Origin of the sequence: Rhodococcus maanshanensis NBRC 100610 (assembly GCF_001894865.1) — a bacterium.
Classification (GTDB): domain Bacteria; phylum Actinomycetota; class Actinomycetes; order Mycobacteriales; family Mycobacteriaceae; genus Rhodococcus_G; species Rhodococcus_G maanshanensis.
The window spans coordinates 43,507-68,656 of record NZ_BCXA01000039.1; the positions used below are offsets into that span (position 1 = coordinate 43,507).

Annotated in this window: 18 protein-coding genes and 2 pseudogenes; 11 read left to right on the plus strand and 9 right to left on the minus strand. The window is 68.2% G+C overall.

The genetic code is table 11. The annotated features are described in order from the left end of the window. Positions 1-74: 74 nt before the first annotated feature. Positions 75-1,019: an IclR family transcriptional regulator gene (locus RM1_RS18915; RefSeq protein WP_072753270.1), complete on the minus strand. Its 945-nt coding sequence runs from the start codon at positions 1,017-1,019 to the stop codon at positions 75-77. Between the two features lie 349 nt (positions 1,020-1,368). Here RM1_RS18915 and RM1_RS18920 point away from each other — a divergent pair, with 349 nt between their 5' ends. From RM1_RS18920 to RM1_RS18930, 3 genes are read left to right on the plus strand one after another with little or no spacing between them, the layout of a single operon-like run. Further along, positions 1,369-2,535 carry a DUF1214 domain-containing protein gene (locus RM1_RS18920; protein WP_072753271.1) on the plus strand — a complete coding sequence of 389 codons (1,167 nt, stop codon included), beginning with the start codon at positions 1,369-1,371 and terminating at the stop codon, positions 2,533-2,535. Positions 2,536-2,540: 5 nt separating this feature from the next. Next, positions 2,541-3,323: an SDR family oxidoreductase gene (locus RM1_RS18925; RefSeq protein ID WP_072753288.1), complete on the plus strand. Its 783-nt coding sequence runs from the start codon at positions 2,541-2,543 to the stop codon at positions 3,321-3,323. Between the two features lie 14 nt (positions 3,324-3,337). Next, entirely contained in the window at positions 3,338-4,489 is a 1,152-nt protein-coding gene (locus tag RM1_RS18930) for a sulfotransferase family protein (protein WP_072753272.1), read from the plus strand. 59 nt (positions 4,490-4,548) lie between these two features. Here the strand turns inward: RM1_RS18930 and RM1_RS18935 are convergent, their stop codons facing one another. From RM1_RS18935 to RM1_RS18955, 5 genes are all read right to left on the minus strand, one after another. Next, positions 4,549-6,255, minus strand: a complete 1,707-nt coding sequence (locus RM1_RS18935; protein ID WP_245816471.1) for an AMP-binding protein — start codon at positions 6,253-6,255, stop codon at positions 4,549-4,551. 70 nt (positions 6,256-6,325) lie between these two features. Then, positions 6,326-7,951 (minus strand): AMP-binding protein, encoded by a 1,626-nt coding sequence (locus RM1_RS18940; protein ID WP_143187335.1) that lies wholly within the window; start codon positions 7,949-7,951, stop codon positions 6,326-6,328. Between the two features lie 114 nt (positions 7,952-8,065). Then, on the minus strand, positions 8,066-8,620 hold the full coding sequence (locus RM1_RS18945) for a hypothetical protein (RefSeq protein WP_072753290.1): 555 nt from the start codon (positions 8,618-8,620) through the stop codon (positions 8,066-8,068). A gap of 123 nt (positions 8,621-8,743) precedes the next feature. Further along, complete coding sequence (locus RM1_RS18950) at positions 8,744-9,868, minus strand: PucR family transcriptional regulator (protein ID WP_174562973.1); 1,125 nt, start codon at positions 9,866-9,868, stop codon at positions 8,744-8,746. A gap of 219 nt (positions 9,869-10,087) precedes the next feature. Beyond that, on the minus strand, positions 10,088-10,945 hold the full coding sequence (locus RM1_RS18955; protein ID WP_072753275.1) for a hypothetical protein: 858 nt from the start codon (positions 10,943-10,945) through the stop codon (positions 10,088-10,090). Between the two features lie 320 nt (positions 10,946-11,265). Here RM1_RS18955 and RM1_RS18960 point away from each other — a divergent pair, with 320 nt between their 5' ends. The 3 genes from RM1_RS18960 to RM1_RS18970 all read left to right on the plus strand — a co-directional run bounded on the left by RM1_RS18960 (position 11,266) and on the right by RM1_RS18970 (position 16,463). Beyond that, positions 11,266-12,759: a GMC family oxidoreductase gene (locus RM1_RS18960; RefSeq protein WP_169922349.1), complete on the plus strand. Its 1,494-nt coding sequence runs from the start codon at positions 11,266-11,268 to the stop codon at positions 12,757-12,759. A gap of 78 nt (positions 12,760-12,837) precedes the next feature. Then, a complete protein-coding gene (locus tag RM1_RS18965; RefSeq protein ID WP_072753277.1) occupies positions 12,838-13,815 on the plus strand; it encodes an NAD(P)-dependent alcohol dehydrogenase in 978 nt (325 codons plus the stop codon). Between the two features lie 299 nt (positions 13,816-14,114). After that, complete coding sequence (locus RM1_RS18970) at positions 14,115-16,463, plus strand: MMPL family transporter (RefSeq protein ID WP_245816472.1); 2,349 nt, start codon at positions 14,115-14,117, stop codon at positions 16,461-16,463. Between the two features lie 48 nt (positions 16,464-16,511). Here RM1_RS18970 and RM1_RS18975 read toward each other — a convergent pair whose 3' ends face one another. Beyond that, positions 16,512-16,997, minus strand: coding sequence for an SRPBCC family protein (locus tag RM1_RS18975; protein WP_072753278.1), 486 nt, complete (start codon positions 16,995-16,997; stop codon positions 16,512-16,514). A gap of 3 nt (positions 16,998-17,000) precedes the next feature. Continuing rightward, positions 17,001-17,342, minus strand: coding sequence for an ArsR/SmtB family transcription factor (locus RM1_RS18980; protein ID WP_072753279.1), 342 nt, complete (start codon positions 17,340-17,342; stop codon positions 17,001-17,003). 84 nt (positions 17,343-17,426) lie between these two features. Between RM1_RS18980 and RM1_RS18985 the strand changes: the two genes are divergently transcribed. From RM1_RS18985 to RM1_RS18995, 3 genes and pseudogenes are all read left to right on the plus strand, one after another. Next, the gene (locus tag RM1_RS18985) at positions 17,427-17,918 is read left to right on the plus strand and encodes a hypothetical protein (protein WP_143069522.1); all 492 of its coding nucleotides are present in this window, start codon (positions 17,427-17,429) and stop codon (positions 17,916-17,918) included. 98 nt (positions 17,919-18,016) lie between these two features. Continuing rightward, positions 18,017-18,817, plus strand: a complete 801-nt coding sequence (locus tag RM1_RS18990; RefSeq protein ID WP_072753281.1) for an IclR family transcriptional regulator — start codon at positions 18,017-18,019, stop codon at positions 18,815-18,817. Positions 18,818-18,918: 101 nt separating this feature from the next. Then, positions 18,919-22,260, plus strand: a pseudogene (locus tag RM1_RS18995) (NAD-glutamate dehydrogenase); the annotation flags it as partial. A gap of 50 nt (positions 22,261-22,310) precedes the next feature. Here the strand turns inward: RM1_RS18995 and hutC are convergent. Further along, on the minus strand, positions 22,311-23,084 hold the full coding sequence (gene hutC / locus RM1_RS19000; protein ID WP_072753283.1) for a histidine utilization transcriptional repressor HutC: 774 nt from the start codon (positions 23,082-23,084) through the stop codon (positions 22,311-22,313). A gap of 176 nt (positions 23,085-23,260) precedes the next feature. On the opposite strand from hutC, the gene hutU reads away from it, so the two are divergent. After that, complete coding sequence (gene hutU, locus RM1_RS19005) at positions 23,261-24,931, plus strand: urocanate hydratase (RefSeq protein ID WP_072753284.1); 1,671 nt, start codon at positions 23,261-23,263, stop codon at positions 24,929-24,931. Between the two features lie 2 nt (positions 24,932-24,933). Then, positions 24,934-25,150 (plus strand): annotated as a pseudogene (locus tag RM1_RS19010) (imidazolonepropionase); the annotation flags it as partial.

Below are 25,150 nucleotides of genomic sequence, written 5' to 3' on the forward strand. Positions count from 1 at the left end.
CAGATATGGAACAGCTCGTTTCAATTTGGGGAATGGAGGGGACCGTATGAGCTACGTCACCATCGGGTCAACGCTCATTTCCCTCTCAGTGAGACAAACGGGTCGCGCCCGCCGGCTTCCGCGGTGATCCGTTCCGCAACCCCGCTGAGCGCGGAACCGAGGGTCGCGATCTCGGCATTGGTGACCTCACGGTCGACGTACATGTTGAGCACGAGCGATTGACGAGCGTCCGCATCGAACGCGGGCGCCGCGATGAGGCTGACCCGGTGCGACTCCGCGGAGTCGCGAAGCGTCTCGCCGTAGTACATGCGTTCACCCAGGCTGGACACCATTTCTCCGAGGAGGTAGCGCACGTCGGCGGGCAGATCGCGGGCGACGGCGCCTGCCATCATCGTGTGCAGCCGCATCATTTCCGGGCTCATGCCCTCGACGAGGTAGCCACTGGCCCGGCAGTCTGCAGCCACCCGACGCAGATGGTCGCGATCGAGATCGACGGGCAGCACCGGCTCCCTCGCGAGCCAGCGATCGAGTTCCTCATCCGGCTCCCACAGCAGGTACATCAGGCCCACCGGAGGGGCGAACGGGTAGACCTGCCCCACCTTCGCCGGTGCGCGCATCCCCGGAGGGGCCACGATCTCGATCACCACGATCTTGTCGCCGACCACCGCCGATGCCGTGCAGATGGCATGGAACCGCCCACTGAGCTCCTCGAGGTGCGCACGCACCATCGGACCCGCCGAGAGCGCGCGCTGCGCAGCACGGCCGGCCGGGATCAACGTCGGCCCGAGGCCATAGGTCTTGCCCTTGGGCTCACGGGTCAGGTAGCCGCCGGCCACCAGCTCGGTGACGATCCCGAGGCAGGTGGGCTTGCTGACCTCACATCGCCGGGACAGCTCAGCCAGCCCGAAACGCTCCTCCGGATGGGCCACCAGGAAGTCGAGCAACCGCATGACCCGCGCGGTCGGAGGAGACGTGCGCTCCAGCCCGTCGCGCGCGCCCGCCGACTGTGAATCACCCATTGACCAATCCTCTCGCCGTGACCTAGCGTCATGGAGGAAGCAATCTACCACCGCATTCCATATTTCGAACGCGTTCGGCCCGCCGGACCGAGGGTCCACACGGCCACCGCGGCCCCGTGCGCACGCCCACGGCCCCTCCGTGGCGCCGCCGGCCGGCCGCGGAGGCCTCGCCGACCCGTGGCGCCAATGTCTTTTGGCCACAACATCTTCGAACAGCCGCGGCAACTCCCGCCGATCGCGCACAGACCATTGACCGACACACCCAACCGTGATCTAGTGTCGTCCAGATCACAATCCTACCGGCACGTTCCATATTTCGAACGCGTCCGATCCTTCGGAAGGACCACACATGCTGACCGATTCACTCGCGGTAGACCTGGCCGAGGCCGAGAAACTGATCGAGACGGCGCCTCACGTGCGGACCGAGCAGGACCTGCTCGAGGGCTACCAGTACCTCGCCGCCAGCGTCCTCGCCACGGTCCACCACGCCTGGGCCCCCGAACTGGCACAACCGATGTTCATCTCGGGCGCAGGGCCGTTCACCAAGCAGGGCCTCGACAATCCGGACACGCTGTACTTCGGCGCGCAGATCAGCGACGACGCCGAGTTTGTCGTGACCGGAAAGCGAGGCACCACAGCCGATCTCAGCTTCCAGGTACTCGCGGGCGAGTACACCGACACGAACGTGCCCGACAGTGTGGCGGCCTTCGACGACCGCGAGCTGCACATCGAACCGGACGGCTCCTTCGAGGTCCGCTTCGGCCCCGAGCCCGCAGGCGGCAGGCGGAACTACGTAACCCTGGCCCCCGGTTCCTCGCAGCTGCTCGTCCGGGAGGTGTACAGCGACTGGGGTGCGGAGCGCGGCACGATCACCATCGAGCGCGTGGACACCGCGGGCCATCCGATCGCCCCGCTGACGAGGGAGGCGGCCGAGCGGCACTTCGCCGACGCCGGGAAGGCGTTGGTGACCCGGATCCGCACCTGGCTGCAGTTCCCCGAGTGGTTCTACCTCAACCTTCCGGTCAACACCTTGACCGAACCACGTCTCACGCCTGGCGGTTTGGCAACCCAGTACTCCTCCGTCGGTCATTACGAGCTCGGTGAGGACGAGGCGATGATCATCACCGTCCCTGCCTCCGAGGCTCCGTACCAGGGCTTCCAGCTCGGCAGCATGTGGTACCTGTCCCTGGACTACATCAACCGGCAGACCTCCCTGAATTCGGCCCAGTCGCAGATCGACCCGGACGGCAAGATCCGCCTCGTCGTCAGCGAGGGGAACCCGCAGGTCACCAACTGGATCGAGACGGTGGGACACGCGCGCGGCTACCTCCAGTTCCGGTGGCAGCGCCTCTCCCGCGAGTTGACCGCTGCCGACGGGCCGACCGTCGAGATCGTGAAGCTCGGTGACGTCGCCGCGAAACTCCCTTACTACGAACTGAACACGATCACGGCCGAGGAATTCGCCGCCCGCATCGCGGCACGCCAGCGCGCCGTCACCAACCGGATGCTGGGGTGAGCACGATGAACGGAATCCTGACGGACAAGGTGGTCGTGATCTCCGGCGTCGGAGCGGGACTCGGCCGGTCGATCGCCCTGCGCAGCGCGGCGGCGGGCGCGGACCTCGTGCTGGCGGCCCGCACCGAATCCACCCTCGAAGACGTGGCGAAGGAGGTCATCGCCAATGGTCGGCGTGCGATCACGGTTCCGACCGACATCACCGATCAGGCCTCTGCCGAGAACCTCGTTCGGCGGTCGATGGAGGCCTACGGCCGCGTCGACGTGCTCGTCAACAACGCCTACAAGCTCCCGTCCATGGTCGACCTCGCGCACACCGACCACGAGCACATCCGCGAGAGCGTCGAGCTCTCGGTGATCGGCTCGCTGCGGATGAGCCAGCTGTTCACGCCCGCCCTGGCGGAATCCAAGGGGTCGATCGTGATGATCAACTCGATGGTGCTCAGGCACTCCGACCCGATCTACGGCAGCTACAAGCTGAGCAAGGCCGCGTTGCTCTCGATGTCGCAGAGCCTGGCGAGCGAGCTCGGCCCTCGCGGAATCCGCGTCAATTCCATTGCACCGGGATATATCTGGGCCGAGGCGGTGAAGGAGTACTTCGAGGGCGTGGCCGCCGAGCAGGGATGCACCGTGGAGCAGGTGTACGAGCAGACCGCCGCCAACATGGACCTGCGCCGCCTGCCCGAGCCCGACCAGATCGCCGACGCCGTCGCCTTCCTTGCCTCGGACATGGCCGCCGCCATCACCGGCCAGTGCCTCGACGTCAACTGCGGCGAATACCACCACTGAGATCGGAGAGACGAATGAGTGAGAACCACCTTGGCATAGGGACGGTCGAGGAGCTGCACGCCCTCGCGACCGAGTCCACCGGCCTGCGCGACTTCGGCAACGACGACCATCTCGAGGGACTGCGCGTGCTGCTCGACTCGTTTGCCCGCGAGGCGCACCTGACCCCGCTCGGGCAGGTGGTCGCCCGCGAGACCGTGCGCGGCGCGCTGGCGGCCCGGGCACTGAGCGAGGCCGGATTCGCCCGGCACCCCGAGCACGCCGGCGTCGCGATCGAACGCCCGATCTTCGTCACCGGTCTCCCCCGCACCGGGACCACCGCCCTGCATCGCCTGTTGACCGCCGACCCGGCCCATCAGGGTCTCGAGATGTGGCTCGCCGAACGACCGCAGCCCCGCCCGCCGCGCGAGACCTGGCCGGACAACCCGGACTTCCGACAAGTCCAGGCCGTGTACGCCGCCCAGCACGAGGCGAACCCCGACATGGCGGGCCTGCACTACATGGACGCCCTCGTCGTCGAGGAATGCTGGCGTCTGCTGCAGCAGTCGATGCTCTCCGTGTCATTCGAATGCATCTTCCACGTGCCCTCGTACTCGAGGTGGCTCGCCGACCAGGACTGGACCGCCGCGTATGCCCGGCACAAGCAGAACCTGCAACTCATCGGGCTGGGCGACGCGGGCAGACGATGGGTGCTCAAGAATCCCAGCCACATCGTCGCGGTGGACGAGATCATGAACGTGTACCCGGATGCACTGATCATTCAGACGCACCGCTCACCGCGCACCGTGATGGCCTCGATCTGCAGCGTCAACGAGCACGCCAGCCGCGGCTGGTCCGAGGCCTTCGACAACAAGACCATCGGCCGCACACAGCTGGACCTCTGGGCCCGTGGGCTGGAGCGTTTCGAGGAGTCCCGGGCGCGATACAACCCCGAGCAGTTCATCGACATCGACTACCACGACTTCGTCGCCGATCCTCTTGGCACCGCGGAGAGCATCTACTCCCGCTTCTCCCTCCCGTTCTCCGATGAGGCGCGGCTGGCGATGCAGGACATGCACCGCCAGAGCCTTTCCGGTGATCGACGCCCCGCGCACAAGTACGCCCTGGCCGACTTCGGGCTCACCGAGTCCGAGGTGGACGAACGGTTCGCCGACCTGCAACGGGCCTGACCGCCGGCGCCCCGGGCCCGGCCCCGGGGCGCCGGAACCGGCCACGGCCAACGGGGCGCTCAGCTCGGTGCGCGGCCGTACAGCTCGTACTCCGACCTCAGGTCGGCGAGCGCGTCCGGAGACGCGAGCACGTAGTGGCACGCGCCGTCGCCGAGGTAGAGCGGGTCCTCGACGAGCCACGACTCGGTGCGCAGCACCGGCTTGTTGATCTTCCGCGTGGCCGTCACCGGGATGGACGTGGCGATCCGGACGATCCGCGGGGCCCACTTGGTCCCGAGATCGGGCTGCGCCGCCACGAAACGCCCGAACGCCTCCGGATCGAAGCCCGCGTCGTCATCCATCTGGATCGTGGCCATCACCCGGTCACCGGTGCGCGGGTCCGGCACCGGATAGACCGCCACCAACCGGACACCGGGGAAGCGGGCCAGGATCCGCTCGACCGGCGCCGCGGAGAAGTTCTCGCTGTCGACGCGGATGCGGTCGCCGGACCGGCCGGCGAAGTAGAAGAAGCCCTCCGCGTCGCGGTACCCGAGGTCGCCCGATCGGTAGGTGCCGCCGTCTATCCGCTCTGCGGTCGCCGAATCGTTGCGGTAGTACCCCTCGAACATGGCGGCGCCCGCCGTGTTCACGATCTCGCCGATCGCCTCGCCCGCGTTGAGCAGTGCACCCTGGTCGTCGAACACGGCACGGGGGCACTGCCTTCCGTTCTCGTCGTGGATCTCGACACCCATCCCCTCCGGGGCTCTGCCCAGCGAGTGCGGCGGCGAGTCCGGGGTCAGGCCGATCACCACCGCACCCTCGCTCGAGCCGTAGCTCTCGATCGGACGGACCCCGAAGCGCCGTTCGAACTCGTCCCGGTCGCGCGGCGCCGCCTCGGTGCCGAAGACCACCCGCAGGTTCGTGTCCCGCTCGAGGGGCGACTCGGGCGCGGTGAGGAGATAGGCCAGGGACCGGCCGACGTAGTTGAAGAAGGTCACCCCGTAGCGCCGGACGTCGGGCAGGAATCCCGAGACCGAGAACTTGCGCCGCATCGTGAAGGTGGCGCCGCTGAACACCGACGGTGCCCAGCACGCCATGATCGCGTTGCCGTGGAAGAGCGGCATCGCGTTGTACGTCACGTCCGCGCGGGTCAGCGAGCAGTAGTTGATCGCACCCAGCGCCGCGAGGCGGCCCGTCGTGCAGATCACCGCCTTCGGGGCGCCGGTGGAGCCGGAGGTGAAGGTCAGAAGCAAACGAGTCGAGGGGTCGCCTGCTTCTGGGGCGACCGTGAGCGGTTGCACCGCAGCGGATTCGACCCTGTCCAGCCAGGCACTGCCGTCCACGAGAAGTACCCGGTCGGCGTCGACCGCCGTGTACAGGCCCTCGAGCAGGGCGAGCCCGGCCTGATCGGTGAGGATGAGGTCGCAATCGACCCCACGGATGTCCGCTGCGAGTTCGGCACCACGGCGGGTCGGGTTGATCCCGATCAGGGTGGCGCCCGACAGCGCGGAAGCCCCGATCAGGAAGATGTACTCGGGCACGTTCTCCAGCAACACACCGACGTGGAAGGGCCGGCCGGGCCGCCGCAGCGCGGACAGCATCGAGGCACGGGCGGCGCATTCACGCACCACCTCCCGCCAGGTCCAGCGGGAGTCCTCGAACAACAGTCCGGGATGGTCGTCCTCCGAGCGCGTGAGCAACAGGTCGGCGAAGGTCAGACGCCGCTCGGCGACCTCGGCGGGGGTGAGCCGGGGAACCTCAGGTCCGGCAACAGATTCAGCGGGCACGTCATCTTCTTTCGTCATCCATCGGGGCGCTGGCCCCTGGGCTTCGGGCGGGGCTACGTCGACGCCGGCGTCAGCCCCGGCCGATCAGGTCGAGGGACTGCTCACGCATCTCGATCTTGCGGATCTTGCCGGTCACCGTCATCGGGAACTCGTCCACCACGTGGACGTACTTCGGGATCTTGTAGTGCGCCAACTTCCCAGTACAGAACGCGCGCAACGACTCGGCATCGAGTTCGAGAGCCCCCTCCCGCAACCGGATCCACACCATCAGCTCCTCCCCATACTTCTCGTCGGGGACACCGATCACCTGGGCATCGAGAATGTCGGGATGGGTGTAGAGGAACTCCTCGATCTCCCGCGGGTAGATGTTCTCGCCGCCCCGGATCACCATGTCCTTGATCCGGCCCGTGATCGCCACATACCCGTCGGTGTCCATCACCCCGATGTCACCGGTGTGCATCCACCGCGCCGCATCGATCGGCCCCAGTTTGTACGGTCGCTCCGCGGGCTCCGCTCCGGCAGGCTTCTCCGGGGTGTTCTCCCAATAGCCGAGCATCACCGAATACCCACGCGTGCACAGCTCACCCGCCTCCCCGCGCGGCAACGTCAGCCCCGTCGCCGGATCGACGATCTTCACCTCCAGATGCGGCCCCACCCGCCCCACCGTGGACACCCGCTGCTCGATGCTGTCGTCCGAGCGGGTCTGCAACGACACCGGCGACGTCTCGGTCATCCCGTAACAGATCGACACCTCCGCCATCCCCATCCGCTCGATGACCTGCTTCATCACCTCCACCGGGCACGGCGAACCGGCCATGATCCCCGTCCGCAGACTCGACAGATCGAAACTGTCGAAATCCGGATCCGCCAGCTCGGCGATGAACATCGTCGGCACCCCGTACAACGACGTGCACCGCTCCGCCTGCACGGCCTCAAGGGTGGCCTTCGGATCGAACGCCGGACCCGGGATCACCATCGTCGCGCCGTGGGTGGTGCACGCCAGGTTGCCCATCACCATCCCGAAGCAGTGATAGAACGGCACCGGAATACACACCCGGTCCGCCTCCGTGTAGTGACACAACTCCCCGACGAAGTACCCGTTGTTGAGGATGTTGTGGTGACTGAGCGTCGCCCCCTTCGGGAATCCCGTTGTCCCCGAGGTGTACTGGATGTTGATCGGATCGTCGGCCGACAGCGCCGCCTGAACGGTGGCGAGCGCGGCCGGATCCGCCGCCAACGCGTCCGCACCATCGTCGACCAACCGCTCCCAGTCCTCGCCACCGAGCAGGATCACCGACTCCAGATCCCGACATCGCCGCCGCGCCGTCTCGATCATCCCGGCGTAGTCGGAGGTCTTGAAGCTCGCCGCCGACACCAATATCCGGATCCCGGCCTGCTCGAGCACGTACTGCAACTCGTGCGAACGATAGGCCGGGTTGATGTTCACCAGGATCGCCCCGACCTTGGCGGTGGCGTACTGGATCATCGTCCACTCCGGACAGTTCGGCGCCCAGATACCCACCCGATCGCCCTTGCCGATCCCCCGCGCCAGCAGCCCGGCCGCGAGACCGTCCACCGCCGCAGCGAACTCCCGATAGGTCCAGCGACGGCCCGACGGGCAGTCCACCAGCGCCTCCCGGTCCGGGTGCGCGGCCACCGTCCGATCCAGGTTGTCGCCGATGGTGTCACCCAGCATCGGGGCGTCCCACACCCCCGACGAGTAGCTGGGCTCCGGACTGCTCGTTGCGATCCCGCTCACTGCACCCTCACTTCCCCATACACGGACATGCACTCGGCCACCCGGCGGGCGCTAGGACGCGGGCGCGTGGACCAGATCGATGTACTCCTGGGGAAGCTCGTCGAAGGACAGCTTGGTGATGCTCACCGGTCCGGACGCGTACGAGTCCTCACCCTCGATCTTGCCGTTCTCGTCCACCGGCCACAGGAGCAGCTGCCGGAACACGATGAGGTAGTCCGCGGACTCGTCGTCGACCGGGAATCCGAGCTGCGCGGCGTACGAGCCGGGGTAGATCTGCTTCAGGTAGCCCTCGGTGACCAGGCAGTGATCGTCGACGATCAACCGGTCGAGCGCGTACTCGAGGATGTTGCTGCGGGATTCGACGAAGGCGGCGTAGTAGGCCCGCACCCCCTCGGTGGTTTTCGGGCCGACGTCCTGGCCGTTGTTCCAGAAGTGGTAGTCCGGGGTGGGGCACAGCGTCGCCATCAGCCGGTCGAGGTCCGGCACCGCCTCGGCATACATGTGCTCGAGAACGACGCTCAGGACCACGCGGTGCCGCTCGTTGGTGGTGACGGCGAGACGCTCCTCGAGCAGCTCCCAGGTGCGGTTCGAATCGATGACGGCCATCGGATGTTCCTCTCGGTCGTGGATCACGCTTCGTCACACATCGTGATCCACGCCACACCCGGGTGTCATCCGACGCCCGTCGGCAGATCGGGAGACCGGACCCGACTCCCGTCGGATAGGCCGTCAGGGGTGCAGAAACACCTCGGACGCCGCCAGTTCCGCCGAGGACAACGACATTCTGCGGAGCATCAGCGCCAGGGTCGCCATGAACCGGTCCGTCGAGCGCTCGAGGTCCCAGCCCATCTCCTTCTCGATGTGCGCCAGTCTGGAGGCAACCGTGCTGTGGTGGACGTGCAGTTCCGTCGCGGTCCGCCGGAGCGAGCCGAACACGCAGAACGCCTCCAGCGTCGTCACGTCCTGCGAACCGGCCTCGGAGGCCGCAAAGGCGTTGAGCCGCGCCACGTCCCGGTCGTTGAGCAGGCGCTCGAGCGGGATCTCGGCCAGGAGTTCGAGCGAGCCGAGCAACCCGAATGCCACCGCCCGCCGACCGAACACGGTCGAGGAGGCGAAGCGCAACGCACGCCGCGCCTGGTCCCACGACGCCGGTGCCGCGTAGATGCTCGTGCGCTCACCGATCCCCACCCACGGACCGCGGTCGCGGCCTGTCCCAGGCACGGACGGGTACGCGGCGACGATCGCCTCGTGCAGGCCGTCCGCGAGCCGCCTGCTGTCGAGATCCTCCTGTACCAGCATCGCGGTCAGGTTCCCGACCGCGACCGACCTCACGATCCGTCCGGGACACGACCGTGAGATCAGTTCCGCCGCAGCACTGTTGGCGGTCGCGGACACCGCGAGCACGCGAACGTACTGAGCGGGGTCCAATCCCAGCAGCCCCACCGCGCGAATGCGGTCCTCCCGCCGCTCCTTCCCGGAGAGCACCACCTCGAGCAGTGCCGGATCCCCCATCCGCGGCCCGGCCGCCGCGCCCGGCCGCACCGCGGCCACCCGCAGCGTGTGCCGCAATCGGTCCATCAGGACCGAGTCCAGCGGATGCTCCCCGCCCGCGCGTTCGAGCCACACCTCGAGATCCTGCCGAGCCGGCGTCTCGGGGCGATCGTCATCGAGCGGATCCCCCAGTGCGCCGTACCTGATGACGGTTCCCGACTCCCACCTGGCTCCGACGGGACACTCGGCGAGCAACGCCGCAGACCGGACCACCGTGTCTGCATTCGCCGCCGACTCACCCAGCTCGTCGAAGTACGAGATGATCCGCAGCACCGAGACCGAATCCGACCCCAGTTCGGACATCCGAAGTCGCTCAAAGCTCACGGAACCACCCTCTCATCGACTCCACCTGCCGGCGGGCCAGGGGTCCGGGCGCGGGCCGGTACGCCATCAGTGTCGGCCAACCACGACGATCCATGGTCGATTTCTGTCGGTCCGCGCTCAGCGCCCTCGTGAAGGGCCGGACACAGGTGAGCGGCAAGGCGTGCGCGGGCACGCCTTGCCGCCACCGGAGGAGGGGCGCTACCGCACGGTCTGATCAGCAGTCGCGCCGCATTCACCACACGCGGGCGACAGCGCCTCGATTCGCGGCTGCTCCGCACCAGCCTGCGACCGCACCGGGAACAGCGGCGGCCACGGCCAGTGCTGGCCGAGGCGGCCCCGCGCGCGCAGGAAGCCGAGGCCGAGCACGAGCCCGAAGATCAGGTGCCCGATCAGCGACAGCGTGATCGTCGTCGGCGTGAGCGGAAACATGTCGTGCTGACCGTTCGGCGACAGGGCAACCGTTCCCATGAGCCCCGACCACACCGGGAACACCGCAAAGGCGACGAACGCGAGGAGGACGGTGCGGCGTGACCGATGTTGGAGCCCGACGGCGAGGGCGATGAGGAAGAAGGCGATTCCGATTCCGCCGCCGTCGCCGAGGTAGCGCCACAGGTAACCGACGATCGCGCCGGTCCGGGTGTCGGTTCCCGAGTGCAGCCACGTACCCATCTTCGGGATGAAGTCGCCCCAGAGGCCGAGCATGTACACGGTGTCGAGGCGGAAGACGTCGTAGACAAGACACGCGAACATTCCCCAGCCGAGGCCATGGAGGACGATGCGGTCGATCGGATGCGGCGCGAACACGCACAGCACGACGAGCGTGGCGGCGAGCGGAATGATCACCAGCGCCCCGGTGGCACTCATCGGCACGAGGCCGAACACCTGCGCGGAGATCGCAAGCAGCGGCAGGGACGCGAGCAGCAGATACATGCCTATCCGGACGATGGCCCAGTGGTGACGGACCGCCTGCCGGACGGATTCGACGGCGGGCAGGGCAGCGCCCGGCGGCCCGTGTTCGTGCACGTCGGGGACGGTGGTTCCGAGGATGCGGGGCATGGCGACGGGTTCCTTTCGATCGAGGTGCCTCTCACAACGAGTGGTCGGTTTTTCCGAGATCCAGCGTCCGTCGAGTGCCCGGCCTGCGGATAGTCCCCCGAGGGGTGGCGATAACCACCCCTCACCTACGCACCACCTGCGCCCCGTCACCCATGACGTCGGCTGCCGCAGGCCACAACTCGGGCGTCACGCCCGGCGCGAACCGTGTCGGCGCAGCGTGGCGGATCCGCGGGTTCGGCGACCCCGACACAGGCCTGCTCGTAGTGTGACCGGGTCGAGCAATGTGGAGCTCCGAGCGAGCGGTCGGGACAGGGGTGACGATGGACGCGGATGTGATCGTCGTGGGCGGCGGTACCAGCGGTGCGGTACTGGCCGCACGGCTGTCTGAGGACCCTGGGCGGCGCGTGCTGCTGCTCGAGCAGGGGCCCGACGATGCGGCATACGACGACACCGTCCTGCGGCCCGCCTCCGCGGGGGACGTGTGGGCCGGAACCCCGTTCGCACAGGCGTTCTCGATGCGGGGCGCGGGAGACGGCACGGTCCAGATGATGCGCGGGCGCGTCCTGGGCGGTACCTCCGCCGTCAACTACCTCGCCACGATGCGCGGCCAGCCGACCGACTACGACGGGTGGGCCGCACGGGGGCTCGACGGGTGGAGCTGGCCGGACATCCTCGCGACGTTCCGGGCCATGGAGAACGACCTGGACTGCGGCGCATCGGAGCTGCACGGCACCGAGGGCCCGCTCGTCGTCCGCCGGTCCACGCCCGACCAACAGACCGAATCCCACCGCGCGTTCCTCGCCGGACTGCGGGAGATCGACGTGCCCTGGGTCGACGACGTCAACGACCCTCGGCAGCTCCCCGGGGTCGGGATCTTCCCGCTCACGGTGTCCGAGGACGGCGGCGAGCGGCTGACCGTGAGCCGGGCCTATCTGACCGCGGAAGTCCGGTCGCGACCGAACCTGACCGTCGAGACCGGTGTCACGGTGGACAGGGTCGTCGTCGAGGGCGGGCGGGCGACACGTGTCATCACCGCCGGCGGCCGGGAACTGTCCGCGGGCGAGATCATCGTCAGTTGCGGCGCCACCGGTTCACCCGCACTGCTGCAGCGGTCGGGCATCGGCCCGAGGGATCTGCTCGACGGCCTTGACATCCCCGTCGTCGCGGACCTCCCCGGGGTCGGGGCAAACCTGCAGGACCACCTCGGCTTTCCCCTCGTCTACCACCACCCGGGCGGGGATCCGCTGCGCGGCGGCCCGGTCCAGCCGGTGTGGGTGGGCCGCACCCCGCAGTCGGACACGATCGATTTCCACGTGCTGAACCTGCCGATCGGCGAACCGACCGCCGCCGGCGCGTACTTCTCGGTCGTCCCGTACCTGCTCGATGCCACCGGCCGAGGAACGGTACGGATCGCCTCCGCCGATCCCGAGGCCGAACCGGATGTGGTGATGCCTGCGCTGTCCGCGCACGACCTCGAGCGCCTCGACTGGGTGCTGGGTCGCATCGCCGCGCTGGAGTCGACCGGGCCGTTCGCCGAACTCGGCGCCTCGCGCGTCCAACCGGCGGCCGACCTGGCCGCCGAGGGCGCCGCAGCCGGCCTGGTCGATGGCGGCGTGATCAGCTACGCACACCTGGGCGGCACGTGCGCGATGGGCCCGGACGGCGAACCGAACGCCGTCCTGGATGCCCAGTGCCGCGTGCGAGGGGTGGCGGGCCTGCGGGTCGTGGATGCGTCCGCCATGCCGGTGCTTCCTGCGGGCAACACCTACCTGGGCTGCGTGATGATGGCCGAACGCGCCTCGCGCCTGATCTGAGATACGGCGCACGGCAGTTCGAGTTTCGGCGGCGTGGGCTTACCGTGGACACCGGGATCGTCGTAAAGGGAGGCCGCGATGAAGGCGATCGTCCACACCCGGTTCGGCGGGCCCGAAGTGCTCAGGCTCGAGCAGGTCCGAAAGCCGACGCCCGGGGACAGGGAAGTCCTGGTGAGGGTCCACGCGACGACGGTGACGACGGCCGAGTGCAAGATGCGCCGGGGCGAGCCGCTCTGGGGCCGGGTCATTCTCGGGTTGCGAAGGCCGCGAAGGAAACTGCGGACTCTGGGCACGGAGCTCGCCGGAGAGATCGAGGCGGTCGGCAGGGACGTGCAGCGGTTCCGGCCGGGTGACCGGGTGTTCGGGTTCACCGGCTTCGACATCGGCGCCTACGCCGAGTACAAGTGCCTGCCCGAAACCGCCTCGCTCGCGCCCAAGCCGGTGAACACGACCTACGAGCAGGCCGCTGCCGCCGTCGACGGTGCCACCACCGCACTGTTCTTCCTCCGGGACAAGGCGAAGGTGCGCCCTGGGCAGAGGGTCCTCGTCAACGGCGCCTCCGGCAGCATCGGCACGTACGCGGTGCAGCTGGCCAAGTCCATGGGCGCAGAGGTCACCGGCGTGTGCGGTCCGCACAACCTGGAGATGGTGCGATCCCTTGGCGCCGACGAGGTGATCGACTACTCCGGGGAGGACTTCACCGACGCCGTCGGGGCGTACGACATCGTCTTCGACACTGTGGGCAGGAGCTCGTTCGCTCGGTGCAAGGGCTCGCTCACCGAGAACGGCTGCTATGTGACCACATCCGGGCTGAACAACATCGTGCTCTCACTCTGGACGTCGCTCCGGGGCGGCAGGAAGGTCGTCACGGGGATGTCCGTCCGCAAGCACGACGCGCTGGCGGAGATCACGAAGCTGATCGAGGCGAATCAACTGCGGATCGTCATCGACCGCCGTTATCCCCTTGACCAGATTGTCGAAGCACACCGGTATGTCGACACCGGGCACAAGCGCGGCAACGTCGTGATATCCGTGGGGACAAGCGCAGCCGGATGATCTGGGCCTCTGCCCCGAGATTCTCATAACCTTCTTAGAGGACGCGAGACTCGCATGTGGACACCCGACCACCAGGGAATTCACCCTTCGCCCTATGACTTCCGCCGACAGGTGAGTTCGCCGACCTCGCTCGATCAGCACTTGTCCGCCCCCATAACCAGCGACCTTGCGTACCGTGAGCTTCGCAGTACTGAGCATGCCGAGGGCGGGTGGGGACAGTTGCCTCGTCATGCGCAGGGCCTATCGGGCTTGGCATTTGGTGGGCTTGGTGCCTGCACCACCAGGGGGGAGCGGAGACGGTGTTCGCCACGTGGGGACGGATGGCCTATCGCCTGCGGTTCACGGTGATCGGATTGGCTGTCGGACTGATGCTCGCTCTCGGGGCGTATGGCCTCGGAGTCGAAAAGCACATGAGCCAGAGCGGTTTGGTCGACCCGGGATCAGAATCCTTGGCCGCCGCAGAGTTGGCCGACGGCACCTTCGGTCGCGACACCCGAGCGGACGTGGTGCTCCTCTACACGGCACCCGAGGGCAAGACCGTCGACGACCCGGCCTTCGGGGCCAAGATCACCAAGAGCCTCGACGACCTGGCGACGAACAACCCGGACGAGATCCTCAAGGTCAACGGCAGCTACTGGTCCACACCAATCGCCCTGATGACCGAACCCGCCAAGAAACACGCCATCGCCAGCGTCGCCATCAAGGGCGACAACGACACCGAGGTCGCCGCGAACTTCAAGAAGGTCCGCGACCGGTTCTACCTCGACGGCGTCGACGTCCAGCTCACCGGGCTGCAGCCGATCACCGGCACGATCAGCGACACCATGGCCAACGACCTACACCGGATGGAGATCCTGGCCATCCCGGCCGTCGGTGTCCTGCTGTTCTTCATCTTCGGCGGCGTCGTCGCCGCGGCGCTGCCGCTGATCGTCGGCGGGCTGACCATCATCGCCGCCAACGGCGTCGTCAAGGCACTGGCCCAAGTCACCGAGGTCAACGGGTTCGTGTTGTCGGTGGTCTCGCTGATCGGCCTGGGCCTGGCCATCGACTACGGCCTGTTCATGGTCAGCCGGTTCCGCGAGGAGATCGCCGAGGGCTACAGCACCGGCGACGCCGTGCGCCGAACCGTGATGACCGCGGGCCGCACCGTGGTCTTCTCCGCGACGATGATCGTCACCAGCCTCGGCGGCCTGCTGATCTTCCCGCAGGGCTTCCTCAAATCCATGGCATACGGCGCCATCGCGGCCGTCATCCTGGCCGCGCTGATCTCGGTCACTCTGCTGCCGGCGATCCTGGGGGTCCTGGGCCGCCGTATCGATGCGCTCGGACTCAAGTCGATGCGCAAGACCAAGACCGCCGACGAGATCGAGAACAGCATCTGGGGCCGGCTGACCCAGTGGGTGATGAAGCACCCGCTCAAGGTGACCATCCCCATCGTCATCGGCCTGCTGCTGCTCACCATCCCGATCTCGAACATCAAGCTGGGTGGGATCAACGAGACCTACCTCCCGCCGGACAACCCCACCCGCGTCGCGCAGGAACAGTTCGACGAGTTGTTCCCCGGCTACCGCGCCGAGCCGGTCAAGCTGGTGATCGACGGCGCCCAGAACGCGCAGATCACCCAGATCGTCAAGCAGGCCAACGCGGCCCCCGGCCTGGTCGAGAAGTTCACGATCAACAACCAGACCAAGGACGGGGTGACGGTCTTCAAGGCCGGCCTGGTCGACCGCAACGACTCCGAGGCCACCATCGACCACCTGCGCTCGATGGAGGTGCCTGACGGGGTGACCATGCTGGTCGGCGGCACCCCGGCGATCGAGCAGGACTCGATCGCGGCACTGCTGGACAACCTCCCGCTGATGGTCGCCATGGTGGTGCTGCTGACCACCCTGCTGATGTTCCTCGCGTTCGGGTCGCTGGTGCTGCCGATCAAGGCCGTGCTGATGACCGCGCTCGGGCTCGGGGCCACCCTCGGCATCCTGACCTGGATCTTCATCGACGGCAACGGCGCCAGTTTCATGAATTTCTCACCGGGACCGATCATGGCTCCGGTCCTGGTGCTGATCATGGCGATCATCTACGGCCTGTCCACCGACTACGAGGTGTTCCTGCTCTCCCGCATGGTCGAGGCCCGCGCCCAGGGCGCGAGCACCACCGAGGCGGTCCGGGTCGGCACCGCGCACACCGGCCGCATCATCTCCGCGGCCGCACTGATCCTCATCGTCGTCACCGGCGCGTTCGCGTTCTCCGAACTGGTGATGATGAAGTACATCGCCTACGGCATGATCGCCGCGCTCGTCATCGACGCCACCCTGATCCGCATGTTCCTGGTGCCCGCGACCATGAAGCTGCTCGGCGACGACTGCTGGTGGGCACCGGCCTGGATGAAGCGCATCCAGGAGAAGCTGGGCCTGGGCGAGCCGATCCTCGAGGACGAGCGGATGCCGTCCGAAATCCCGGATCTCGCCGCCGCCTATGGACCCACGGCCGCGACGGATGTCGGGTCGACAACCGCGCCCCCGCCGAAGACCGTCAGTAGCGAGACCGATTCCCGGACCCACCGCGACAGGCATTCGGAGCACGCACCAATGATCAGCGTTGGCGAACTGATCGCACGGCAAAACCGCGACCGGGCCCCGCGGAGCTAGCGAGACAGGCGCACCCGGCGGACCGCCGAGGCCCGATCAACGCACTCGTCAGGCGGCGACCAGATCGTCGATCTGGTTGATCGCCGACGAGGCGCCCTCGATCACACCCATGTCCAGCACCTGCTGCAGCGCCTCGGCGGACTCGTAGGTGCTCACGTAGGTCGCATGCGTGCCGCCGTCGTGCTCGGCGAAGGTGAAGACGTTCTCCGAGACCGGCATTGCGGGGTTCGGGGTGAAGTCCGAGTCGGCGAAGCCGTCGACGAAAGCGAAACTCGTCGGCTCGTCGACCGCCGTGATCTGCCAGTATCCGGCGTGCTTGTCTCCTTCCGGGCCGGTCATGAAGTACGTCGTGTGACCGCCGGGTGTGAGGTCGTGATCGACCACGGTTGCCGGGTAGGTCGGCGGGCCCCACACCTTCTCCAGCTGGCGCGGGTCGGCGTAGACCTGCCAGATCCGCTCCACCGGCGCGGCGAAATCGGCGGTGATGGTCAGGGTCAGGTTGTCGAGGTCCTGTCGGACGTCGGTCACAGGCATGGTTCAGTCCTCCTTGGTCGAGTCGAATGCGATGAGTTCGTCTATGCGGGCGATGCGGCCGCGCCACACCTGCTCCAGTTCGGTGAGCATGGAGGCCACCGACCGCACCGCCACCACGTCGCCACTGGCCAACTGCTCGCGCCCGCTGCGTCGCTTGGTGAGCAGGCCGGCCTTCTCCAGCACGGCGACGTGCTTCTGAACCGCGGCGAAGCTCATCTCGTAGTTCGCCGCGAGCGCGGAAACCGAGTGCTCCCCTGCCAGCACCCGGCGCAGGATGTCGCGCCGGGTCCGGTCGGCAAGCGCATGGAACAGGGCGTCCGCCCGGTCCTCGTCGTCTCCGTTCACACCACAAACATACAACCAATCAGTTGTATGTTGTCAAGCCTCGGTTGCCTTGCCGGAGCACCAGGCCCCGTAGCGTGAGGTCGCATGGGCGCCGAATCAGCAGCTGCACGTGAAGTGATCGCCAACTTCGCCCAGTGGAGCGCGGACGGGCGTTTCTCCGCACTGCGGTCGCTGGTTCCCCAGGATGGCGACGGACCGCTGCTCGCCCCGTTTCTGCTCGCGGTTGCGGCCGACGTGTCAGAAGACGACCTGGTGCGGATCGAAGCGGTGAGGGTCTTCACGATCCTTCGAATCGATGACGATTCTCTTGCCGAGAGATGCCGCGGGGCGCTGATCCGCCTGGCCAGGACGGATGACGATTGGGATGTCCGCAATGCAGCTGGCTGCACTGTGTTCGACCTACCAGGCGCCGAGCGTGAAGTCGAGACGATGCGCTCCGTGATCGCAGCGGAGCAGGAGGACTTCGTGCGCGACAATGTCGGAGCCGCGCTCGAAATGTTTCTCCGGCGCCGAGATTCCCCTCTCAGCAGACCCACCCGACCGGGCCGATCACCAGCACGGCCCCCGAGACCCTGACCGGCAACGTCGACACCAGGCACACTCGCCGCCGCGCCGACGGTTAGCAGCGGCGCGAGGCGCGCTCAGCACCCCGGGCTGCTGGCAGAATCGGCAGGGTGGTCAGGCCAGCGGGTTCCAGCGCATCGCCGGCGGTCGGTCGCGCCCTCGACATCCTGGTGCGGCTCGCGCAGCGCCCCGGTCCGGTTCAGGCGTCCGCCCTCGCCCGCGACCTCGATCTGCCGCGTTCGTCGGTGTACCACATCCTGTCGGTGCTGGTGGAGCGCGGCTTCGTGGTCTATATGCCCGGCGAGCAGGCGTACGGGCTCGGGGTGACGTCGTTCGAGATCGGCTCGGCGTACCTGCGCCACGAGCCGCTCGAGCGCCTCGCACAACCGATCCTGCACCGGCTGGCCATGCAGCTCGGGCAGGCCGTGCACCTGGGGATCCTGCACGGCAACGAAACCGTCTACCTGCTCAAGGAACGCCCCACCTCCGGCCCGGCGGCCGAGGTCTCGCTGATCACCGACATCGGCGTCCGGCTGCCTGCGCACCTGACCGCCAACGGCCGCGCCATCCTTGCCGCCCTGCCCGACGCCCAGGTCAAGGCGTTGTACTCCCGGCGCGGCGACTTCATCACGCGCACCGGGCTCGGCCCACGGACGCTGACCGAACTGCGCCGCACCCTCGCGGAGGCCCACTCGCGCGGCTGGGCCGAGGAGGTGGACCTGGTGACGACGGGCCTGCGGTCGGTTGGCACCGCGGTCTTCGACCACAACGGCCGGCCGGTCGCGGCACTGAGCACCACCTGGCGCAAACAGTTGGCCTATCCCGAGCCGGAGGCCGTGGGACAGATCCTGCTGGGCGGCGCCGAGCGCCTGACCTCCCACATCTCGGGCCACGCCCCCACCCCTCGCTGAGTGGGCAATCGCCAGAATTTCGATCCTTGTGAGGCAGTTCACAGAGTTGTATAGTCCTGTATATACAACTGCTGCCGCACGAGGAGAAGCCGACGATGACGCAGGCCTGGGACGACGACTTCCGCGACCGGATGACGGATCCGGTATTGGCGAAGTCCTACATCGCATCCCTGCCGGAGGCGTACAAACACGACTTCGACCCCGCACGCGCCGCCGCGGACGTCACCCGGGTCGAGGCGCTGCGGACCGACTCGTTCGAGGTTGCCCTGCACCCGCCGACGGGCGCGGCACGGGGCCAGCTGCGCCTCACGCTCTACATCGACGGAGAAGCCGTCTCGCTCAGTCGCATCCTCCCCGTGATCCAGTCCCTCGGCGTCGAGGTGCTCGACGAGCGCCCCTATCCGATGGCCGACTCGGCCGGCAGTGAGTGCTGGATCTACGACTTCGGCCTGGCCCTCGACGTCGCCCCCGCTCCGTCCGACACCGGCATGGCAGCCCGGTTCACCGAAGCCTTCGCCGCCGCCTGGCGTGGCGACGCCGAGGTCGACACTTTCAACCACCTGGTCCTGCGCGCGGGGCTGACCTGGCGGCAGGCGTCGATGCTGCGGGCGTACGCAAAATACCTACGCCAGGCCGGGTTTCCGTACAGCCAGGTGCGGATCGCGGAGGTCCTCTCCGCGCACCCCGAGTCGGCGCGGCTGCTGGTCGAGCTGTTCGGGGCCCGCTTCGATCCGGCGGCACACGACGAGGCCCGCCAGAACGAGTTGACCGGCCGCCTGGACGACGCGCTCGGCAGCGTGGTCAGCCTCGATGAGGACCGCATCCTGCAGGCCTTCACGACCCTCATCCGAAACACCCTGCGCACCAACTATTTCACCCGCGGCGGCGCCTCACCGTTGCTCTCGTTCAAGTTCGATCCGCAGGGGATCGACGAACTCCCCCACCCCCGACCACAATTCGAGATCTACGTCTGCTCGCCGCGCGTCGAAGGCGTCCACCTGCGGTTCGGCAGCGTGGCCCGCGGCGGCCTCCGATGGTCGGACCGCAAGGAGGACTTCCGCACCGAGGTACTCGGACTGGTGAAGGCGCAGGCGGTGAAGAACGCGGTCATCGTGCCGGTGGGCGCCAAGGGCGGGTTCGTCGTGAAACAGCCGCCCGCGCCGACGGGCGCCGACGCGACCGATCGCGAGGCGCACCTGGCCGAGGGCATCGCGTGCTACCGGCAGTTCATCGCCGGCCTGCTCGATGTCACCGACAACATCGACTCGGCCACCGGCTCGGTCGTTCCCGCCCGCGACGTGGTCCGCCACGACGCGGACGACACCTACCTCGTCGTCGCCGCGGACAAGGGCACCGCCACCTTCTCCGACATCGCCAACGAGGTCGCCGCCGAGTACGGCTTCTGGCTCGGCGACGCGTTCGCCTCCGGGGGTTCGGTCGGATATGACCACAAGGCGATGGGCATCACCGCGCGCGGCGCATGGGAGAGCGTCCAGCGTCACTTCCGTGAGATGGGCCGCGACACCCAGAGCGAGGACTTCACGGTCGTCGGCATCGGCGACATGAGCGGCGACGTGTTCGGCAACGGCATGCTGCTCAGCGAGCACATCCGACTGGTCGCCGCCTTCGACCACCGTCACATCTTCCTCGACCCCACGCCGGACGCGGCGACGTCGTTCGCCGAACGCGGTCGACTGTTCGGCCTGACCCGCTCGTCCTGGGCGGACTACGCCCCCGGGCTGATCAGTCCCGGCGGCGGGGTGTGGGCGCGCTCGGTGAAGTCGGTCCCGATCAGCCCCGAGACGCGGGGCTCGCTCGGTCTCGCCGACGACGTCACCGCGCTCGCACCCGCCGAGCTGATCGGCGCGATCCTGCGCGCCCCGGTGGACCTGGTGTGGAACGGCGGCGTCGGCACCTACGTCAAGGCATCGACCGAATCCCACGCCGAGGTGGGAGACAAGGCCAACGACGGGGTCCGCGTCGACGCGTGCGACCTGCGGGCCCGCGTCGTCGCGGAGGGCGGGAACCTGGGGCTGACGCCGGTCGGCCGCATCGAGTTCGCCCGCGCAGGCGGCCGCATCAACACCGACGCGTTGGACAACTCGGCGGGCGTCGACTGCTCCGACCGCGAGGTCAACATCAAGATCCTGCTCGCGGGCATGGTCGCCTCCGGCCACCTCGCCGCCGGTGAGCGGGACGCACTGATGCGCTCGATGACCGACGAGGTGAGCCGACTCGTCCTGGCGGACAACCGCTCCCAGAACCGAATCCTCGGAGTGAGCCGGTCCACGGCCCCCGCGATGCTCGGCGTGCACGCCCGGATGATCGCCGAACTCGAGAACGACCGCGGCCTGGTGCGCGCGCTCGAGGCGCTGCCCGACAAGCGCGAGCTCTCCCGGCGCGCGCAGGACGGCCATGGGCTGACCTCTCCGGAACTGGCCACCCTCATGGCGCACGTCAAGCTCGCCGTCAAGGACGAGCTGCTGGCGGGCGACCTCCCGGACGACCCGGCGTTGCACGATCGCCTGCGCGCGTACTTCCCCGACGCCCTGCGGCGACGATTCGGCGACCATCTCGACTCGCACCGGCTGCGCCGCGAGATCGTCGCGACGATGCTGACGAACGACGTGATCGACCACGGCGGACTCACTTTCGCGTTCCGCCTGGCCGAGGACTCGGCGGCGATCGGATCCGACGCCGTGCGCGCCCATGTCGTCGCGGCCCGCATCTTCGACCTGAACCGGCTGTGGGCGGACATCGCCGAGAGCGGGCTGCCGACCGACGTCACCGACGCCCTGGTGGTCGACACCCAGCGGGTGCTGGACCGGGCCTCGCGCTGGCTGCTGGCCAACCGACCGCAGCCCCTCGACATCGGCGCCGAAGTCGACCGATTCGCGCCACGGCTCGCCCGGCACGCACACCTGGTCCCGGAGTGGCTTCGCGGACAGGAGCTTGCCGACCTGCACGCACGGGTCGCCGCGTCGGTCGACGCCGGTGTCCCGCACGATCTCGCGGCCCGCGTTCACCTGCTGCTCGACCAGTTCGGCCTGCTCGACATCATCGAGGTGGCCGACGTCAGCGGCCGCGAGGTGCCGGAGGTCGCGGAGCTGTACTACGCACTGAGCCAACATCTCGGCGCCGTGCACCTGTTGCAGTCGGTGTCGAGGCTGGCCTACGACAACCGATGGAACTCCCTTGCCCGCCTTGCGATGCGGGACGAGCTCTACGGCTCCCTGCGTGCACTGTGCCTGGACCTGCTCGGAAACCCTTCGAGCGCAGGAGAATCCGCGGCCGAGATGATCGGCCGATGGGAGGAGCGGAACTCCACTCGCATCCTGCGGGCACGATCGACCCTCGACGCGATCTTCGAGAACTCCGCCGTCGACGTTGCGGCCATGTCCGTTGCCGTGCGCCAGATCCGGAGTCTGGTCGGTAGCGTCTGAGCCGATCGCGGTCGGGCCGACCGATCGGCGCTCCCGCTACCGGCCGGGGGTCACTGCGTCTCGAACGTGCCCTCGAGCCGGTAGCGGGAGCCGGGGTGCACCAGTCGCGCGGTGCTCACCAGCCGGCCCTCGGACCAGGTGCGCCGGTGGATCAGCAGACACGGCTCGGCCTCGCCGATCCCCAGGAGCAGGCACTCGTCCGCGGTCGCGAGCACCGACTCGACCACGTGCTCACCCCGGCCGAGCGGCGCGACCGACATCAGGTAGTTGTTGGGCGTCTGAGCGGTGAAGTCCTGGTCGAGATACTCGGGCGCGATCTCCGGACTGACGTGCCGGTCCTCGACCTGGATCGCCAGGTCGTCCTCGAAATGCACCACCCGCGAATGGAACACCGGGCTCCCCTCCGGCACGCCCAACTGATGCGCGATGATCGCTTCGGCGGGCTCGGCGCGGAGGAAGTCCACCTCGCTGCGATGCCGGTGCCCCCTGTGCGTGACCTCATCGGCGATGTTGCGCACCTCGAAAAGCGCCGAGCTGACCTTTCTTTCGGCGACGAACGTGCCGACACCCATGAGCCGTACGACCAGCCCGTCCGCGCTCAGTTCGCGCAACGCCCGGTTGACGGTCATCCGAGACAACCCGAGGCTGTTGACGAGCTGATTCTCCGACGGCAGCTGATCACCCTCCGGCCAACGGCCCGACACGATCTGCTCCGCGATGAGATTCTTGACCCGCTGATAGGCGGGCGCGGACTCGTGCCCGCGGGCCCGATACAGCGACGCCACGTCGGACTCGTCGATCGCCACGCTCGTCACCGTCCACATCCCGCCCGTTCGTGGGCATCTCGTTTCCGCCCAGTCTATCGGCCCGCCGCCCGCCGCCGGATCGGACTCGCCAACGGCATCGTGTCTCGTATCCGAGAATTCTGGACGGAGGCACTGTTCCGCGTCGCACCGAGCAGGTGTCATGGGGGTCACACAACCTCGTCAGGAGACTCGAGATGACCAACCACTCCCCCACTGGACCCCGGCCCGTCCGGGCACCGCGCGGCCCCGAGCTGACCTGCCTCGGCTGGCAGCAGGAGGGCGCCCTGCGCATGCTGATGAACAACCTCGACCCCGAGGTTGCCGAGCGCCCCGACGACCTGGTGGTCTACGGCGGGACCGGCCGCGCAACGCGCAGCTGGGAGGCCTACGACGCCATCGTCCGCACGCTGCAGACGCTGAAGTCCGACGAGACGATGCTCGTGCAGTCCGGCAAGCCCGTCGGAGTCTTCCGCACCAACGAATGGGCGCCGCGGGTCCTGCTCGCCAACTCCAACCTGGTCGGCGACTGGGCGAACTGGGAGCACTTCCGCAAGCTCGAGGCCGAAGGCCTGATGATGTACGGCCAGATGACGGCCGGCTCCTGGATCTACATCGGCAGCCAGGGCATCCTGCAGGGCACCTACGAGACCTTCGGCGCGGTGGCGCGCAAGCGGTTCGGCGGCACCCTCGCCGGGACCATCACCCTGACCGGGGGTGTGGGCGGCATGGGCGGGGCCCAGCCGCTCGCGGTCACCATGAACGACGGTGTCGCGATCTGCGTCGACGTCGACGTCACCCGCATCGACCGCCGGATCGCGCACGGCTACCTCGACACCAAGGCCGAGAGCCTCGAGGCCGCCCTGGCGCTGGCCGTCGAGAAGCGCGATGCCCGCGAGCCGCTGTCCATCGGTGTGGTCGGCAACGCCGCGGAGATCTTCCCGCAGCTGCTGGCGATGGGCGCCCCGATCGACATCGTCACCGACCAGACCTCCGCGCACGACCCGCTGTCCTACCTGCCGATCGGGATCGCGGTCGAGGACTGGCACGCGATGGCCGAGAAGGACCCCGAGCACTTCACCCTCGAGGCCCAGAAGTCGATGGCCGCGCACGTCGAGGCGATGGTCGGGTTCATGGACGCGGGCGCCGAGGTCTTCGACTACGGCAACTCGATCCGCGACGAGGCCAGGAAGGGCGGCTACGACCGGGCATTCGAGTTCCCCGGGTTCGTGCCCGCCTACATCCGCCCGCTCTTCGAGGAGGGCCTCGGCCCGTTCCGCTGGGCCGCCCTCTCCGGCGACCCCAAGGACATCGAGGCGACCGACAAGGCGATCCTCGAGCTCTTCCCCGAGAACGAACACCTCAAGCGCTGGATCACCATGGCGGGCGAGAAGGTTCACTTCGAGGGCCTGCCTGCCCGCATCTGCTGGCTCGGGTACGGCGACCGCCACAAGGCCGGACTGAAGTTCAACGAGATGGTCGCCTCAGGGGAACTGTCCGCCCCCCTCGCCATCGGCCGTGACCACCTCGACTCCGGATCGGTCGCCTCGCCGTACCGGGAGACCGAGGCCATGGCCGACGGTTCCGACGCGGTCGCCGACTGGCCGCTGCTGAACGCCCTCGTCAACACCGCCTCCGGCGCGTCCTGGGTGTCCATCCACCACGGCGGCGGTGTCGGGATGGGCCGCTCCATCCACGCCGGTCAGGTGTGCATCGCGGACGGCAGCGAGATGGCAGCGCAGAAGCTGGAGCGGGTGCTCACCAACGACCCGGGCATGGGCGTCATCCGGCACGCCGACGCCGGGTACGAGCACGCGACACAGGTCGCGGCCGAGCGCGGCGTTCGCATCCCGATGCAGGAGGCGTAACCGTGTACGACGCACCCGGGCAGGACGGCCGTTGGACGGTCATCGACAACATCGGCACCCTGGTCACCAATGATCCCGAGGCCGGTGACGGCCCGCTCGGCCTGATCCACGACGCCGCCGTGGTCATGGGAGATGGGCTCGTCCAGTGGGTGGGCCCCCGTTCCCGGATCCCGGAGGGCAGTGCCGGGTCGCGGTACGACCTGCGTGGCCGGGCCGCCC

Bases quoted from the DNA above. Each gene is read 5' to 3' on its own strand.
- RM1_RS18960 (WP_169922349.1), top strand. From the start codon at position 11,266: ATGGACGCGGATGTGATCGTCGTGGGCGGCGGTACCAGCGGTGCGGTA.
- RM1_RS18950 (WP_174562973.1), bottom strand. From the start codon at position 9,868: ATGTCCGAACTGGGGTCGGATTCGGTCTCGGTGCTGCGGATCATCTCG.
- RM1_RS18985 (WP_143069522.1), top strand. From the start codon at position 17,427: ATGGGCGCCGAATCAGCAGCTGCACGTGAAGTGATCGCCAACTTCGCC.
- RM1_RS18945 (WP_072753290.1), bottom strand. From the start codon at position 8,620: ATGGCCGTCATCGATTCGAACCGCACCTGGGAGCTGCTCGAGGAGCGT.
- RM1_RS18975 (WP_072753278.1), bottom strand. From the start codon at position 16,997: ATGCCTGTGACCGACGTCCGACAGGACCTCGACAACCTGACCCTGACC.
- RM1_RS18925 (WP_072753288.1), top strand. From the start codon at position 2,541: ATGAACGGAATCCTGACGGACAAGGTGGTCGTGATCTCCGGCGTCGGA.
- RM1_RS18920 (WP_072753271.1), top strand. From the start codon at position 1,369: ATGCTGACCGATTCACTCGCGGTAGACCTGGCCGAGGCCGAGAAACTG.
- hutC (WP_072753283.1), bottom strand. From the start codon at position 23,084: ATGTGGACGGTGACGAGCGTGGCGATCGACGAGTCCGACGTGGCGTCG.
- RM1_RS18965 (WP_072753277.1), top strand. From the start codon at position 12,838: ATGAAGGCGATCGTCCACACCCGGTTCGGCGGGCCCGAAGTGCTCAGG.
- RM1_RS18940 (WP_143187335.1), bottom strand. From the start codon at position 7,951: ATGCTGGGTGACACCATCGGCGACAACCTGGATCGGACGGTGGCCGCG.
- RM1_RS18955 (WP_072753275.1), bottom strand. From the start codon at position 10,945: ATGCCCCGCATCCTCGGAACCACCGTCCCCGACGTGCACGAACACGGG.
- hutU (WP_072753284.1), top strand. From the start codon at position 23,261: ATGACCAACCACTCCCCCACTGGACCCCGGCCCGTCCGGGCACCGCGC.
- RM1_RS18930 (WP_072753272.1), top strand. From the start codon at position 3,338: ATGAGTGAGAACCACCTTGGCATAGGGACGGTCGAGGAGCTGCACGCC.
- RM1_RS18915 (WP_072753270.1), bottom strand. From the start codon at position 1,019: ATGGGTGATTCACAGTCGGCGGGCGCGCGCGACGGGCTGGAGCGCACG.